The organism is Roseibium sp. AWQ4_290, assembly GCF_056160985.1.
Genome location: NZ_JBSWYG010000020.1, coordinates 39,671 through 53,069 on the forward strand (window position 1 = coordinate 39,671; position 13,399 = coordinate 53,069).

At 57.2% G+C, this 13,399-nt stretch carries 14 protein-coding genes; 6 read left to right on the top strand and 8 right to left on the bottom strand.

The window, feature by feature from the left end; translation table 11 throughout:
- Positions 1 to 20 precede the first annotated feature (20 nt).
- From cpaB to ACXAH0_RS19330, 3 genes are all read right to left on the bottom strand, one after another.
- Positions 21 to 785 (bottom strand): Flp pilus assembly protein CpaB, encoded by a 765-nt coding sequence (cpaB, locus tag ACXAH0_RS19320; RefSeq protein ID WP_475185289.1) that lies wholly within the window; start codon positions 783 to 785, stop codon positions 21 to 23.
- Positions 786 to 1,299: 514 nt separating this feature from the next.
- Positions 1,300 to 1,815 carry an A24 family peptidase gene (locus tag ACXAH0_RS19325; protein WP_475185288.1) on the bottom strand — a complete coding sequence of 172 codons (516 nt, stop codon included), beginning with the start codon at positions 1,813 to 1,815 and terminating at the stop codon, positions 1,300 to 1,302.
- Positions 1,816 to 1,987: 172 nt separating this feature from the next.
- Positions 1,988 to 2,176, bottom strand: coding sequence for a Flp family type IVb pilin (locus ACXAH0_RS19330; RefSeq protein WP_475185286.1), 189 nt, complete (start codon positions 2,174 to 2,176; stop codon positions 1,988 to 1,990).
- A gap of 525 nt (positions 2,177 to 2,701) precedes the next feature.
- On the opposite strand from ACXAH0_RS19330, the gene ACXAH0_RS19335 reads away from it, so the two are divergent.
- The 5 genes from ACXAH0_RS19335 to ACXAH0_RS19355 all read left to right on the top strand — a co-directional run bounded on the left by ACXAH0_RS19335 (position 2,702) and on the right by ACXAH0_RS19355 (position 7,072).
- A complete protein-coding gene (locus tag ACXAH0_RS19335) occupies positions 2,702 to 3,166 on the top strand; it encodes a pilus assembly protein N-terminal domain-containing protein (RefSeq protein WP_475185284.1) in 465 nt (154 codons plus the stop codon).
- Between the two features lie 35 nt (positions 3,167 to 3,201).
- Positions 3,202 to 3,744, top strand: a complete 543-nt coding sequence (locus tag ACXAH0_RS19340) for a TadE/TadG family type IV pilus assembly protein (RefSeq protein ID WP_475185283.1) — start codon at positions 3,202 to 3,204, stop codon at positions 3,742 to 3,744.
- Positions 3,728 to 4,342 (top strand): TadE/TadG family type IV pilus assembly protein, encoded by a 615-nt coding sequence (locus tag ACXAH0_RS19345; RefSeq protein ID WP_475185279.1) that lies wholly within the window; start codon positions 3,728 to 3,730, stop codon positions 4,340 to 4,342. The genes ACXAH0_RS19340 and ACXAH0_RS19345 overlap by 17 nt, the downstream gene beginning before the upstream one ends.
- A 139-nt stretch (positions 4,343 to 4,481) precedes the next feature.
- Positions 4,482 to 5,894 (top strand): bifunctional enoyl-CoA hydratase/phosphate acetyltransferase, encoded by a 1,413-nt coding sequence (locus ACXAH0_RS19350; protein WP_475194257.1) that lies wholly within the window; start codon positions 4,482 to 4,484, stop codon positions 5,892 to 5,894.
- Positions 5,895 to 5,896: 2 nt separating this feature from the next.
- Positions 5,897 to 7,072 (top strand): acetate/propionate family kinase, encoded by a 1,176-nt coding sequence (locus tag ACXAH0_RS19355; protein WP_475194259.1) that lies wholly within the window; start codon positions 5,897 to 5,899, stop codon positions 7,070 to 7,072.
- Positions 7,073 to 7,185: 113 nt separating this feature from the next.
- Here the strand turns inward: ACXAH0_RS19355 and ACXAH0_RS19360 are convergent, their stop codons facing one another.
- On the bottom strand, positions 7,186 to 8,124 hold the full coding sequence (locus tag ACXAH0_RS19360) for a phosphate/phosphite/phosphonate ABC transporter substrate-binding protein (protein ID WP_475185267.1): 939 nt from the start codon (positions 8,122 to 8,124) through the stop codon (positions 7,186 to 7,188).
- A gap of 87 nt (positions 8,125 to 8,211) precedes the next feature.
- Here ACXAH0_RS19360 and ACXAH0_RS19365 point away from each other — a divergent pair, with 87 nt between their 5' ends.
- Positions 8,212 to 8,826: an HAD family hydrolase gene (locus tag ACXAH0_RS19365; protein ID WP_475194261.1), complete on the top strand. Its 615-nt coding sequence runs from the start codon at positions 8,212 to 8,214 to the stop codon at positions 8,824 to 8,826.
- Between the two features lie 300 nt (positions 8,827 to 9,126).
- On the opposite strand, the gene ACXAH0_RS19370 is transcribed toward ACXAH0_RS19365, so the two are convergent.
- The 4 genes from ACXAH0_RS19370 to ACXAH0_RS19385 form a co-directional block, all read right to left on the bottom strand.
- On the bottom strand, positions 9,127 to 10,155 hold the full coding sequence (locus tag ACXAH0_RS19370) for a histone deacetylase family protein (RefSeq protein ID WP_475177090.1): 1,029 nt from the start codon (positions 10,153 to 10,155) through the stop codon (positions 9,127 to 9,129).
- Positions 10,156 to 10,221: 66 nt separating this feature from the next.
- Positions 10,222 to 11,220, bottom strand: coding sequence for an aldose epimerase family protein (locus ACXAH0_RS19375; RefSeq protein WP_475177084.1), 999 nt, complete (start codon positions 11,218 to 11,220; stop codon positions 10,222 to 10,224).
- A gap of 66 nt (positions 11,221 to 11,286) precedes the next feature.
- Positions 11,287 to 12,786, bottom strand: coding sequence for a phosphomannomutase/phosphoglucomutase (locus ACXAH0_RS19380; protein ID WP_475194262.1), 1,500 nt, complete (start codon positions 12,784 to 12,786; stop codon positions 11,287 to 11,289).
- A 63-nt stretch (positions 12,787 to 12,849) separates the two neighbouring features.
- Positions 12,850 to 13,353 carry a retropepsin-like aspartic protease family protein gene (locus ACXAH0_RS19385; protein ID WP_475194264.1) on the bottom strand — a complete coding sequence of 168 codons (504 nt, stop codon included), beginning with the start codon at positions 13,351 to 13,353 and terminating at the stop codon, positions 12,850 to 12,852.
- Between the last annotated feature and the right edge of the window lie 46 nt (positions 13,354 to 13,399).

Genomic DNA, 13,399 nt, shown 5'->3' on the forward strand with positions numbered 1-13,399 from the left:
CTTTTTTCTCATATCCGGTCTCATGGCGAAACTGCCTTGCTGGTGATGCCGTATTTCACGTAGCTCACATCATTGCGCCGGCCTTGATCGTCGACCGCATCATCGGCTGAATCCTGAGCACTGCGAAGGGCGAGCGAGATGGTGCCAAGCTGTTGCGCCTGCGCCACGACCTCAGACTCCGGCAGTGTGAGTTCCAGAGTTGCCGTCTTCTTGGGTGACAGATTTTTCTGGTCCTGTTCTCCCGCAGTCGTGGAGTCAATCGCCAGAACGCGTATGTTTTCCAAGATCGTCTTTGAGACGACGGATTCACGCTCGTCACTGGTAAGAATGAGATCGACCTTGTCGCCGGGAAGAATAAAGCCGCCCGCGGTGGTCTCCGCTTCGACGCTCACGGCAATTGCCCGTTTCCCCTTCGGCAAAATCGCCGCCATGAAACCTTTGTCCGTGTTGATCAGGCGTTCCGGCCGGATGGGCTCGCCTGCGAAAATCGGTGCCTTTGCGATTCGGCCGATGAATTCCTTTTCGGCCGTCGGATCGCTCTTTTTGGTCACGACCCCACGCGGCAGTGCATCCTCGGGCCAATCTGACCAGGCGAAGTTGTCCTTGGTCAGCTTGCCACCGAGAGGAATGTCGACTTCGGCAATGAGAACCTTTGCCTTTTTCGTTTCAACCGGGACCTCGACAGCCTGTGGTGCCGGCTCTCCGCCGGACATCATAACCATCCGGAAAGCCAGCAGACCTGCCACCAATGCGATCGCCAGTACGAAGATTCGAGCGAATTTCATGACAAAAACCCAATGATCCTGCGCGCTTCTGCGCCTTGTGTTCTTAGGATGACGGGAAATTGGTCAAAACATGGTTAATCGTCAGTAGAAGTTTTTGGTTAATTTCCATTAACTTTACCAAACACGTCCTTAAATCTCATTCAATTTGCGAAAATTCGTACCAATTGACAAAGCGCGACCGGACAACGCCGATTTTCTGTGCCGTTGCTGACTTCACATTTGAACATCAAGGAAACAGGACACTTTTCACTGTTCCCAGTTGAGCGAAGCAATGATTTCGAACTGGTCCGGGGCGCCTGGCTCGGGGAAAGAACCGCCTTCCGTGCTTTTACCCATGTCTCATATGCCGAATTTAATTTTTTGCCAGGAGAGCCAGCCAGATTTTGCGGCCACACAAACGCCAAGACTGGCAAAAAAGAGCGGGACGCGGGACAGCCAAGACCGGAGAACGCTCAGAAAGACAGGCAGCGGGAGGCAAATCAGATGCAACGCGATGTGCGCCAAAGCGTACGTGTCAGGCGCTTTGGCCAAGCATCAGAAACCACCCGGTCGACGGGTAGATTTGGAGACCGGCAATTGCGATGGCAATTCCATATGGGATGCCGCTCTTGCTGTCGTGCAAACGCGCAAGCCAATCCTGCCGGTACAGCACAGCCGGGAGCACAAGATGGGAGCGCATCAAGAGCAGGCCAATCGTCAAGAACATTCCGTATATCGCGACAAGAGCTACAAACGCGGCGAGTTCTGGAGAAAAACCGACCCACAAGGCGATGGCGCTTATGAACTTGACGTCCCCGCCCCCCATCCATCCGGCGGCAAAAAACGCAAAACAGACGGAAAAAACCGCAAGCAGCCCGGCCACATGAAGGCCCCAACCACTCGGCGGCATGCCGGTGCAAAGAGCCAGAACAGAAAACCCGCCGATAAGCAGCAGCGACACCCTGTTGCGGATGGTCATCGTCAACAGGTCGGAGGCCCCGCCGAATGCCACAAGCATCGGGAAGAAGACCAATAGTGCCGCCTCTAACATATCAAGCTCACAATTCTTTCAGCCCGTTCCAAGCATAGGTGCAGGAAGTTAATGAAATAAGGACCTAAGACAGCAAACCGCAAAACAAAAAACGGGCAGAGATCTGCCCGTTTCTTGCAATCACACGATCTGGTAACGCCGCACCGCGTTCGATGTGGCGCAGACCAGCGTATTAGCTACCGGTCGTGACGGTCGTGCCAGCGAGCGCGGAACCGATCGCGGAGAAGATGCTGCTGATGTTCGTACCAGCCAGAGACACACCAGCAATGATCACGATGGACAGCAGACCTGCGATCAGGCCGTATTCAATTGCAGTTGCGCCGGATTCGTCTTTAGCGAAACGGTTGATAAGAGATTTCATGTTTTTGCTCCAAGTACCACTGAGTTGACAGCTTCAAGTTCGCCGGATCTTTTTTGGTCCGTTCGAACACGGCTTCACCCTAGGCATCAGAGCTTTCCAACCCGTTAAAACAACCAAAGGATTCCGCGTTAATGCTGAGAAAAGAAAAGATAGTTAAAAATCTGTATAGATAAAAAAATATTAATTTCAGTATTCGACAATTAATATCCAGAATATTATTTGTAAAAACTCTTCTATATGCAGGAATATTCCTCAGTATATTTGAGATTTCTCCGCGCACTCCCCATCATGAATTCGCTTTGATCTTAATAAAACGCACTATCAGTAAAATTTATAAGACCGGAATTCTGGATACAAGATTGTCCTGATCTCACTCTCCGGCTTTTAAACATGCTCAATGAGATTTCTTCTCCAGCAAAAACAAGTTGAGGCAGCTTTAGTCTTAATTCTTCACCGTTAGCAGATCGTTCACCACGTTTGAGGCATTATCTCGAAAGAAATCACATAGATGGAGTATTCATAAGCATGTTTATGAAGCTAGCGAAATGGGCCGGCGTTCTTGTGTTTGCTGTTCAGGCAAGCGCCGCTCTGGCTGAGGAAGGCCCTGTGATGGTGACAGTCGACCGCGCAAAGATCTTCCGCATAGATGACGGCGCCTCCGCAGTGATCGTTGGCAATCCGTTTATTGCCGACGTTGCCCTTTACGATGAGAATACAGTTGTGATTACGGGCAAAAGCTACGGGACTACCAATCTCGTCATTTTGGATCGCAACAGCAAGCCGATTGTTGACGAGACCCTGACTGTCAGGGCGTCCGCAGAGGGTGTGGTCGCGATTTACCGCAAGTCCTTGCGCTCGACCATGTCGTGCCATCCAACCTGCGAGCCAACGATGCGCCTTGGCGATGATCTCAAAACCTTCGAAGGAATTGCGGCCCAGTCTGAATCCAGAAACGCGATGGCTGCAACAGCGGCTGGCGGCACACAATAACGTTGCTGAAATGTGAGCAAACGATGAAGCGGCAGATGGCAGAGCGAACCAGATATATTCCCCGGTTGATGAGATGCTTTCTCAAGGACCGGAAAGGGGCAACAGCAATCGAATTTTCGTTCATCGCCTTGCCCTTCTTTATCCTGGTCTTTGGCATCATCGAAGTCTGCTTTTCGATCTTCGTCAACAGGATGGTCGACAATGCTGTGATCAGCGCCTCCAGGCTGATCCGAACCGGCCAGCACGCGGACATTTCTTCCGTTTCGGATTTCAAAGACAAGATTTGCGGTTTCATGCCGACCTTCATGTGCGACACGGACAGAATTGTTGTCGACGTGGAAAACGTGAATGCCTTTTCCGATGCCGGTTCGACAAACAGCCTCTATGACAGCGACGGCGAGCTGAAAGAAGAAGATGAGCTTTCGTACAACATCGGAGGTTCAAGCAGCATTGTCGTCGTCAAGGTCATCTACAGATGGCCGAGGATGTCGTCGGCACTGAATTTGGCTCTCGGCGACCATGGCACTGAGCAACTCCTGACCTCAACAATGGTGTTTCGCAATGAACCCTGGCAATGATCTCAATCTGAGCCCAGCAAGATTGGACGGCCGCGCTTTCCGGCTCCTTGCGAAACTGCGCCGCAGCGAAGACGGTGTCACCGCAGTCGAGTTTGCGATCATTCTGCCGTTCATGCTTTTCCTGCTGATCGGCATGACGCAATTGGCGGATGCGCTGAATCAGGACCGGAAAGTCAGCCGGATTGCCAACTCCATCGCCGACCTCATCGCGCAGGAAGAAACCCTCACGTCGTCGGATCTCGATTCCCTTCTGGACATTGGTGAGAACATTCTGGACCCTTACCCTTCGACCAATTTGCAGGTGATTGCGGCAAGCGTTTCCTTTGACGCATCTGGAGATGCAACAGTTGACTGGAGCCGTGACTCCAATGGTTCGGAGCCTTGGGCCGAGGGCACGGCCCCGCCCTTCACGCTTCCTGCGACCGTGGCAACTCCAAACACATCCATTGTTGTTGGCCAGACCAACCTTGGATACACACCCAACTTTGTTGGATTTCTGGACTCCCTCTACGGCTGGAGCCCGTCGGCTCTCACCCTGAGTGACACCTACTATCTTGCTCCGCGCATCACAGACACGGTGACCTGCGGCACCTGCTGACACGTTCCTGGCCTTGACCCGAATGGGGGCAGAAAGGCACCGTAAGAACTCTCCCGTATTTGTATCGTCGTACAATCCGGATACCTTCCAGCTGAATGTTGCGCTGCAAAATTCCGTTTCAGCTTGGGATCCACGACCGATGGCGACAAACAAGACATATGACCAGATTTCCGTAGGGGATACAGCAGAGATCATCCGGGAATGTTCCAGCAATGACCTGCTGGTCTTTGCCCACGCCTCCGGCAATCACAATCCGATCCACCTGCCCGACACCGACTGGACCGGCGACGGCCATGTGGACAAGCCCGTGGCACCGGCAATGTGGGTTGGAGGCCTCGCTTCGGCTGTCCTTGGCAATATTCTTCCCGGCCCGGGAACCGTCTACAAGTCCCAGTCTTTCCGGTTTCTCGGCGGCGCTGCTGTGGGCGACAAGCTGCATGTGCGGGTCACGGTCACAGAAAAGCGGGGGGACAATATTGTTGTCCTGGATCTGAGCGTGGCCCGTGACGGCACCGTCCCCCTGGTGGAGGGCGTAGCGGAAGTGGCCGCCCCGACCGAAACCATTGAATTTGATTCCAGCAACATTCCTGCCCTGCTGGTGCAAAGGCACCGTCACTTCAACCGGATGATCGAGCTGGCCAAGACCTTGCCGGCCCTGCCCACCGCCGTTGCCGCGCCCGATGACCCCAATTCCCTGGAGGGGGCGATCATGGCCGCGCGTGAAGGCCTGATCCGCCCTACCCTGATCGGCGCAAAAGACCGGATCGAACAGGCCGCGAAAGACCTCGGCGAGGATATCGGGGCCTATGAACTGATCGATATCGAAGACGAGATGGAAGCAGCCGGGCGGGCAGTCGCCATGGTGCAGGAAGGCAAGGCAAAAGCGGTGATGAAGGGGCATCTTCACACCGACCACCTGCTGCATCACGTGGTCAAACGCGATGGTGGCCTCAGGACAAAACGGCGGATCAGTCACGTATTTGTCATGGACATTCCCGGCCGCAAGACACCGGTTCTCATTTCCGATGCTGCCATCAACATCACACCCGACCTCAATACCAAGGTCGACATCACCCAGAACGCGATCGACGCTGCCTGCTCACTGGGCCTCGACACGCCGCGCGTCGGCATCCTCTCCGCCATTGAAACCGTCAATCCGGCGATCCCCTCCAGTCTCGATGCGGCGGTTCTGTCGAAGATGGCCGAACGCGGCCAGATCACGGGTGCCATTGTGGATGGCCCGCTGGCCATGGACAACGCCATTGACGTTCAGGCGGCGCGCACGAAGGGCATCACCTCTCTTGTGGCAGGCCATGCGGAGGTTCTGATCGTTCCCAATCTGGAAGCCGGCAACATGCTGGCCAAGGAACTGACGTTCATTGCCCATGCCGAAGCCGCCGGACTTGTGCTCGGCGCGAAGGTGCCGGTGATGCTGACCAGCCGGGCCGATGATGCAAGGGCCCGCCTCGCCTCCTGCGCGCTGGCGCTCCTCTACATGCACTGGCAGGCGACCGGGGCCCCGGCCGGGATACTGGACCGGGAGGCGACCTGACCATGGCACAGGTTATTCTGGTCCTCAATTCCGGGTCGTCTTCCATCAAGTTCACACTCTATGCAGGCCCGGCTGTGCAGCTGGCCGGGCAGATTTCCGGCCTTGGCACCAAGCCGCAGATGACGCTGACATCAAAGGGGACGGGAACCCGGATCGACCGTGCCTTGACCGGCAGCGAAGGTCAAAGCCATAGCAGCGCCCTGGCCGCGCTCCTGCCGGTGCTGGAGGCTGAACTGGCCGGGCAGACAGTCGATGCGGTCGGGCACCGGGTGGTGCATGGCGGCACGGCCCACACCGCGCCGTTAAAGATCACGGATGCGCTTCTTGAAGACCTGAAAACGCTGGAGCCACTTGCTCCTTTGCACCAACCTCACAATCTGGCCGGGATCGAAGCGGCACGGGCCGCCTTCCCGGACGCCTTGCAGACCGCCTGTTTCGACACGGCGTTTCACCGTTCACACCCCTGGGTGAACGACACCTTTGCCCTGCCCCGCTCCCTCTATGAGGAAGGTGTGCGCCGCTACGGCTTTCATGGCCTGTCCTATGAATATATCTGCAGCTATCTGAACCGGACGGCGCCGGACCTTTCTGCCGGCCGGCTGGTTGTGGCCCATCTGGGCAATGGCGCGTCCATGTGCGCGATCCGCAACGGTCAGAGCATCGGCTCCACAATGGGCTTTACTGCCGTCGACGGCCTGCCCATGGGCACGCGGTGCGGTCAGCTGGATCCGGGGGTTGTGCTTTACCTGCTGACCACAAAGGGCCTGTCCGCGGATGAGGTTTCGGATCTGCTTTACAAACAATCCGGTTTGAAGGGCCTGTCCGGCATCAGTCAGGACATGCGCGCCTTGAGCGAAAGCGATGATCCCCGGGCAGCAGAGGCCATCGACTATTTTGTTTTCCGGATCCGAAGGGAACTGGGCGCCATGGCCGCAGTGCTTGGCGGTCTTGATACGATTGTCTTTACCGGCGGCATCGGTGAGAACGCCGCACTGATCCGCTCAAAGGTCTGTGACAATCAGGACTGGCTGGGCCTTGCCATCGATGAGACGAAAAACGCGGCACGGGCCGAGGACATTTCAGCAGACGGCTCGCGCATCAAGGTGCTGGTCATTCCGACCAATGAGGAAGAAATGATCCGCCGCCATACGCAGGCCCTGATGCAAGCGGCGGCCTGATACCACGTGCAATTGATCGTGACCTATTTGGCCGCTCTTGGTATGACGCTTCTCTTGCTCGCCGCCAAACAGCGGCAGGCCAATCAAAAACCTGCCCGTTTGGGCCCCACACATCAGGGTTTGCTGGACGCCTCCAGCAGACCTGCATAAGTATCTTCAAAAGTTCTCAGAACCGGCCGGTAATCGGCATGGACCACCGGCTCAAAACCGCCCGGCAGATCCGGCTCGATCGCCAGATAGGCATCCGGGGCCTCGCGCCGCAGATCCATCAACCCGGCTCTCAGCCTGCGCTTCAGCTCGTCTGGCAAATTCTTGGAGATGCTGTGGGCCGAATAGGGAATGGGGGCAGACCGCCAGACAATCTCCAGATCCTTGAAGCCCTTGCCACCGGAAATGTAAAAATCGTTCAGCGTACCCGCTGTAAAGCCGTTCTTGGCTTCTCCCGCGAGGCTCGACCAGCCGAGCGTTGCTTGAACACGCCCGTCCATCAGGGCTTTTACCCCTTCCAGCGGGTTCTGCACCTCCACAAGAGCCTGAAAATGCGACCGGACGTCGATCCCATCGGCTGCCAGGTTGGCCAGCGGCACCCGGTAGGCGGCAACCGCCTGGGCACTGCCAACGGCGAGCCGGGTGCCTTTCAGATCTTCAAGCGCGCCCTTGCCCTCGTCCTTGCGTGCAATCAGAACCGCATAGAAGCGGGCCGGGAAATCATCCGGCCCAGCGGTCACCAGGGGTTCGACGCAATGGCACAGCCGGTCGGCAGCCGCATATGCGGAGGGAGACAGACGCACATAATCGATCTTGCCCTTGGCAAGCCCGTCCACCGCGTCTCCCAGTGTCGTCATCAGGAAGAGGTCCACGGGAAGATCGGCAATCTCCTCCAGAGCCTGGCGGAAAGGCTCCACCCGCTCGCGGGCGGTTTCATCAGAAGCGACAACCACCCCGAGCCGCAACCGGTCCGGCATTGTCTCCAGATTGGCGGCAGAGGCGGCTCCGGGTATGAAGATCAAGACCAGAAGCAGCACAAACAGGTTCGCACGAAAGATCAGCAAAGCCACAGTTCCGTCATAACACTCTGATTAATATAAAAGATTATAGCCTGCCCAACGAAACACTTCTCATCAAAACAGGTTCCCCACATGAGCAACCCTATCACGACCGTTGTCTTCGATATAGGCAATGTCCTTATCGAATGGAATCCGGAAATTCTCTATGAACGTCTCATTCCCGACGATGTGGAGCGCAAAACGTTTCTTGAGACCGTGTGCACCTATGACTGGAACCTGCAACAGGATCTTGGCCGCACTTGGAAAGACGCCGTCGACACCCTGAGCGCGGCCCATCCGGACAAGGCCGGCCTGATTGCCGCCTATTCGGAGCGCTGGCACGAGATGGTTCCAGGCGAAGTCCCGGGCACGCGGAGCCTGCTTGACACCCTCAAGGACAAAGGGATTCCCCTTTATGCCATCACGAATTTTTCGGCTGAAAAATTCGCCGAGGCGATCGAGCGGTTTCCGTTCCTGGCAACCAGCTTTCTGGATACGGTTGTCTCCGCGCATGAGCAGCTGGTCAAACCGGATCTGCGCATCTATGAGGTGCTTTTCAACCGCAACACACTGGATGCCGCCAGTTGCCTCTTCATTGACGATTCCCTTGCCAATGTTGAAGCCGCCAGAAAAACCGGCATGACCGCCCATCACTTCAAGGGAGCTGAGGGCCTCCAGCAGGATCTTCAGCGGCTCGGACTGCTGTGAAGCTGTTGAGGCGCGGCGGGATCTGCAGAATGTGCCGTGGTGCACATCGCGTTTCATCAGATGCGCCTCTCGCTGCCTGACCTCAGAAAGTTCAACACGAACAGCAAAAACGGTTTGAACCCGGGGGAACGCTGCTCTGTCTAGCGCATCGGGCGATAAGTCCGATATTCCAGTGTGTTCCGAAAAAACTTCAGAGTCAGGAGAGTGACTAGCCAGCCTATGTTTCTAGTGTGGTTTTCGGAACTGAAACACGGCATGCCGCGCGCTGCACAAATGGAGGCATCTTTCAATTCCACCGCACTAGGTGGAAAAACCTTCCAGCACATTCACACAATTTGTGCCAAGTGCGTCCACCGCATAGCCACCTTCCATCACGAACAGGGTCGGCACCTTCAGCTTTTGAAGGCGTTGTCCGAGCAGGAGATAGTCTTCGCTCTTGAATTTGAACCCGGAAATCGGGTCCCTTTCAAAACAGTCAAGCCCAAGGGAGACGATCATGGCATCGGGCTTATAGACCAGAAGCCAACGGCACGCCTCGTCGAGAGCTGGCTTGTACCCGTCCCAGCCGGTCCCAAGGGGCAAGGGCCAGTTCCGGGTAAAGCCTGTTCCGGCATGTTCGCCGGTTTCATCCGAATAGCCAAGGAAATACGGGTATTCGGTCTTCGGGTCGGCATGAATGGACAGGAATAGAATGTCCGGCCGGTCATAGAACAGCGCCTGTGTGCCATTGCCGTGGTGATAGTCCACATCCAGGATCGCGATCCGGTTCATGCCATTGTCGCGCATATATTGCGCAGCCACAGCCGCATTGTTGAAAAAACAATAGCCGCCGAAGAAATCAAAACCCGCATGATGTCCGGGGGGACGGCACAGCGAGAAGGCCGATGCCTCACCGTCCAGAATCAGTTTTGCGCCGGTCAGTGCCGTGTCGGCCGAGGCGCGCGCGGCCTGATAGGTGTGCTCGCCCAGCGGCGTGCCCGCATCCATGGAATAGCGGCCGAGCAATCCGTCAATATTGTTCAGCTCCACATCCTGGCGCAGGCTGCGGATGGGCCAGACAAACGGAAAGGCTTCCTTGGTCCGCCCGACAGCCGTCCATCTGTCCCAGAAGCTTTCCAGAAAGGAAACGTAGTGCGGGGAATGGACCTGATGGATTGGACGAATCGGGAAGTCTTCCGGCGTCACGATCTCGCCAACGCCCCGCTCCCGGACGGTTTTCAAAACGATTTCGGCACGGCTCGGGATTTCCACGGCGGGCTTGAGCTCACCGTCGGAAATCTCCTGAGCAGGCGCATGCGCAAACTGAAGGTCAGAAAATACCGTCTTCAAATGCTGCCCTTTCTGCCGTCATCTGGTGATCCTGCGGCGAACGCCGCTCCCCTACTGTAACCTAAATCAGGAAAAACGGAATTCCGTCACATGTGTATATGTTTCAGACGGGTGTAGCAGGACAGGCGTAAATTCTTTCTGATTAACGCTGTCCGGCCAGCGCTGCGCCTCCAGGCACAGTCCGGCATGGGGCCCGTAGCGCTGTCCATTGAGCCCCGGCACCGGCACAGTCATCCGGCTGGCATCATAAAGCTGCAGGCCCGGTTCGCTGGTCCAGACTTCCATGCGCCGGTCCCCGTCCGGGTCCTCCAGCGCGGCCGCAAATTCAACCGCTGGCCGCACCTTATCGTCCAAACAGAAATTGTGGTCATATTCGATGGCCTCCTCGCCCGGCTTGCGGCGCAGCTTGCGGCCGTCGCGAAAGTCAAACGGGGTCCATTCCACCCGCCGGATCTCACCGGTCGGGATCAGCATCTCATCGACCGGAAGATAGTGTTCTGCCGCAATTTCCAGAGTGTGGTCCAGGATCGTGCCGCCCCCGGCGAGATTGAAATAGCTGTGCTGGGTCAGATTGACCGGCGTGGTCTTGTCCGTCACAGCCGTGATCTTGATCCGCAGCGCACCAGCACCGGTCAGGGTGTAGCGCACCAGCGCTTCGACCCGCCCCGGATACCCCATGTCGCCATCCTCAGAGACCATCTTCAGAAGCACGCTTGCCTTGTCGCTCTGCTCCAGGCTCCAGACACGCGCAGAAAATCCCTGGCTGCCCCCGTGAAGGTGGTGCCGCCCGGCTTCGTTCCGGTCGAGCTGGTAGATGGTGCCCCCGGCTTCAAACCGCCCTTCGGCAATGCGGTTGGCACAGCGTCCGGCGATCACGCCGAAATAGGGAGACTGATCAAGATAACTCTGAAGATCATCAAACCCCAGAACAACAGTTTGGCCGTTGACTTTCAGATCCCGGATAATGGCACCATAGGTCAGAACCGCCATCTCCAGCGGCCCCTTTTTCAAGGTGATTTCCTGAACAGCGGTTCCGTCCGCAAGAGTGCCGAACTCTCTGATCATCCCGTTTCCCATTGCCTCGTCTTCCTCCAAGCAGCTCTGAGCAGCCAGCCTGGCTGAAACCTTCCCTCAAATCGTCTGATTGTACGCGCCGACTTCCGGGTTCTCCCGCAAGATCCCGTCGACAGCCTTGAACATGGCATGAAGCCGGTCTTCAGAAACCGGGCTTTCCACCACGACCACCAGTTCCGGCTTGTTGGAGGAGGCCCGTACAAGGCCCCAGGTGCCGTCTTCGCTGACTATACGAACCCCGTTGACCGTGATCAGCTCCGTGATGGCCTGTCCGGCAAGCTGGTCTCCCTGCGCCTTCATGGCCTCGAACCGGGAAACGACCCGGTCCACAACGTCATATTTGATCTCGTCGGCGCATGTGGGAGACATGGTCGGCGAGCCCCAGGTCCTGGGCAAGGCGCGCCGCAGATCCGCCATGGTCTCGTCCGGCGCCCGGTCGAGCATATCGAGAATGGCAATTGCGGACACCAGCCCGTCATCATAGCCCCGGCCAATCGGCCCGTTGAAGAAATAATGGCCGGACTTTTCAAAGCCGACAATCGCCTCCAGATCGCGCACCCGGCGCTTGATATAGGAATGCCCGGTCTTGAAATAGTCCGTCCGGGCGCCGTTTTTCTGCAGCACGGGATCGGTGTTGAACAGGCCGGTCGACTTCACATCGACCACAAACCGGCAGCCCGGGTGAAGCGCTGAAATGTCCCTGGCCAGCATGACACCGACCTTGTCGGCGAAAATTTCCTCGCCCTCATTGTCGACAACACCACAGCGGTCACCATCCCCGTCAAAACCCAGCCCGAGATCCGCCCCGGTTTCCAGAACCTTGTCCCGCAGAGCATGCAGCATTTTCAGGTCTTCCGGGTTGGGATTGTAGCGCGGAAACGTGTGGTCCAGCTCCGCATCCAGCGGGACAACATCGGCGCCAAGCGCTTCCAGCACCTTCGGCGCGAAGGCCCCGGCCGTGCCGTTGCCGCAAGCGGCGACCACTTTCAAGGGCCGGTTCAATTTCGGCCGGCTGGTCAAGTCCTTGAAATAAACCTCAGGGAACCCGTCAACAAAGCGGTAGCTGCCCGCCCCTTTAACGACAAACGCAGCCTCCAGAACAATCTCCTTCAGCCGGGCCATTTCCCCCGGCCCAAAGGTCAGTGGCCGGTCGATGCCCATTTTCACACCCGTCCAGCCGTTGTCATTGTGGGACGCGGTGATCATGGCAACAGCCGGGACATCTAGGGCAAACTGGGCGAAATACGCCATGGGCGACAGGGCAAGACCGATGTCATGCACGTTGATGCCCGAAGCCATCAGGCCGTTTATGACCGCCATCTTGATCGAGGCGGAATAGCCCCGGAAGTCGTGCCCCACCACAATCTCCGGCGCAACGCCCCGCTCATGCATCAGCGTTCCGATTCCCAGCCCCAGAGCCTGCATGCCCATGAGATTGATTTCTTTTTCGAACAGCCAGCGTGCGTCATATTCCCGGAAGCCCGTCGGCTTCACCATGGGCAGGGCTTCATATTCAAACGTATTGGGCGCCAGGGCCGGACGCGGTCTGGGAAACATCTGTGCCTCTTGCGTGGCGAAAAGGAAAACGCTCAGCGACGCCAGACAGGACGGACGTCAAAGCTATTGAACAAGTACTAGCGTGCCACTTGAAAAGTCAAACCGCTTGAGCTGGCCCAGCACCGACATGCCCAGAAGCGGTGAGCTCAGGCGTTCGTCTGAAAGGACAACCGCCTCCACATTTCGCAGGCGGATCGCGCCGATGCGCAGCCGGTCGATCACCGCGCCCGCGCCGTAGATCCTGCCATTGGCCGTTCCGATGGGCATATCGAAATCTGACGGGCGCAAGTGAATGCCGATATCCTCGGCAACCGATACAGGCAGCACGGTCAGGGTCGCCCCCGTGTCGACCAGCATATCGATGGCACGGCCGTTCAGATAGGCATCGGCAACATAGTGCCCGCTGCGGTCAACGGAAATCCGGTGGGTTCTTGGCCCGGTCTCCCGGGTGGCTTCAGCGGCGTCCGGGCCTTCGTCCTGAAGGGCAGCCAGGCGTGTTTCAATCAGGCCCGGCACAAGTGGCGCCGCACCGGCAAGCAACACAAGAACAAACACATAGCGCCACATAGCGCCCCCAGGGTGTCACAACGGTCCCTGCCGGATAGCACAGTTT

Coding starts and splice junctions, on each gene's coding strand:
- cpaB (WP_475185289.1), bottom strand. CDS start 785: ATGAAATTCGCTCGAATCTTCGTACTGGCGATCGCATTGGTGGCAGGT.
- ACXAH0_RS19325 (WP_475185288.1), bottom strand. CDS start 1,815: ATGTTAGAGGCGGCACTATTGGTCTTCTTCCCGATGCTTGTGGCATTC.
- ACXAH0_RS19330 (WP_475185286.1), bottom strand. CDS start 2,176: ATGAAATCTCTTATCAACCGTTTCGCTAAAGACGAATCCGGCGCAACT.
- ACXAH0_RS19335 (WP_475185284.1), top strand. CDS start 2,702: ATGTTTATGAAGCTAGCGAAATGGGCCGGCGTTCTTGTGTTTGCTGTT.
- ACXAH0_RS19340 (WP_475185283.1), top strand. CDS start 3,202: ATGGCAGAGCGAACCAGATATATTCCCCGGTTGATGAGATGCTTTCTC.
- ACXAH0_RS19345 (WP_475185279.1), top strand. CDS start 3,728: ATGAACCCTGGCAATGATCTCAATCTGAGCCCAGCAAGATTGGACGGC.
- ACXAH0_RS19350 (WP_475194257.1), top strand. CDS start 4,482: ATGGCGACAAACAAGACATATGACCAGATTTCCGTAGGGGATACAGCA.
- ACXAH0_RS19355 (WP_475194259.1), top strand. CDS start 5,897: ATGGCACAGGTTATTCTGGTCCTCAATTCCGGGTCGTCTTCCATCAAG.
- ACXAH0_RS19365 (WP_475194261.1), top strand. CDS start 8,212: ATGAGCAACCCTATCACGACCGTTGTCTTCGATATAGGCAATGTCCTT.
- ACXAH0_RS19375 (WP_475177084.1), bottom strand. CDS start 11,220: ATGATCAGAGAGTTCGGCACTCTTGCGGACGGAACCGCTGTTCAGGAA.
- ACXAH0_RS19380 (WP_475194262.1), bottom strand. CDS start 12,786: ATGTTTCCCAGACCGCGTCCGGCCCTGGCGCCCAATACGTTTGAATAT.
- ACXAH0_RS19385 (WP_475194264.1), bottom strand. CDS start 13,353: ATGTGGCGCTATGTGTTTGTTCTTGTGTTGCTTGCCGGTGCGGCGCCA.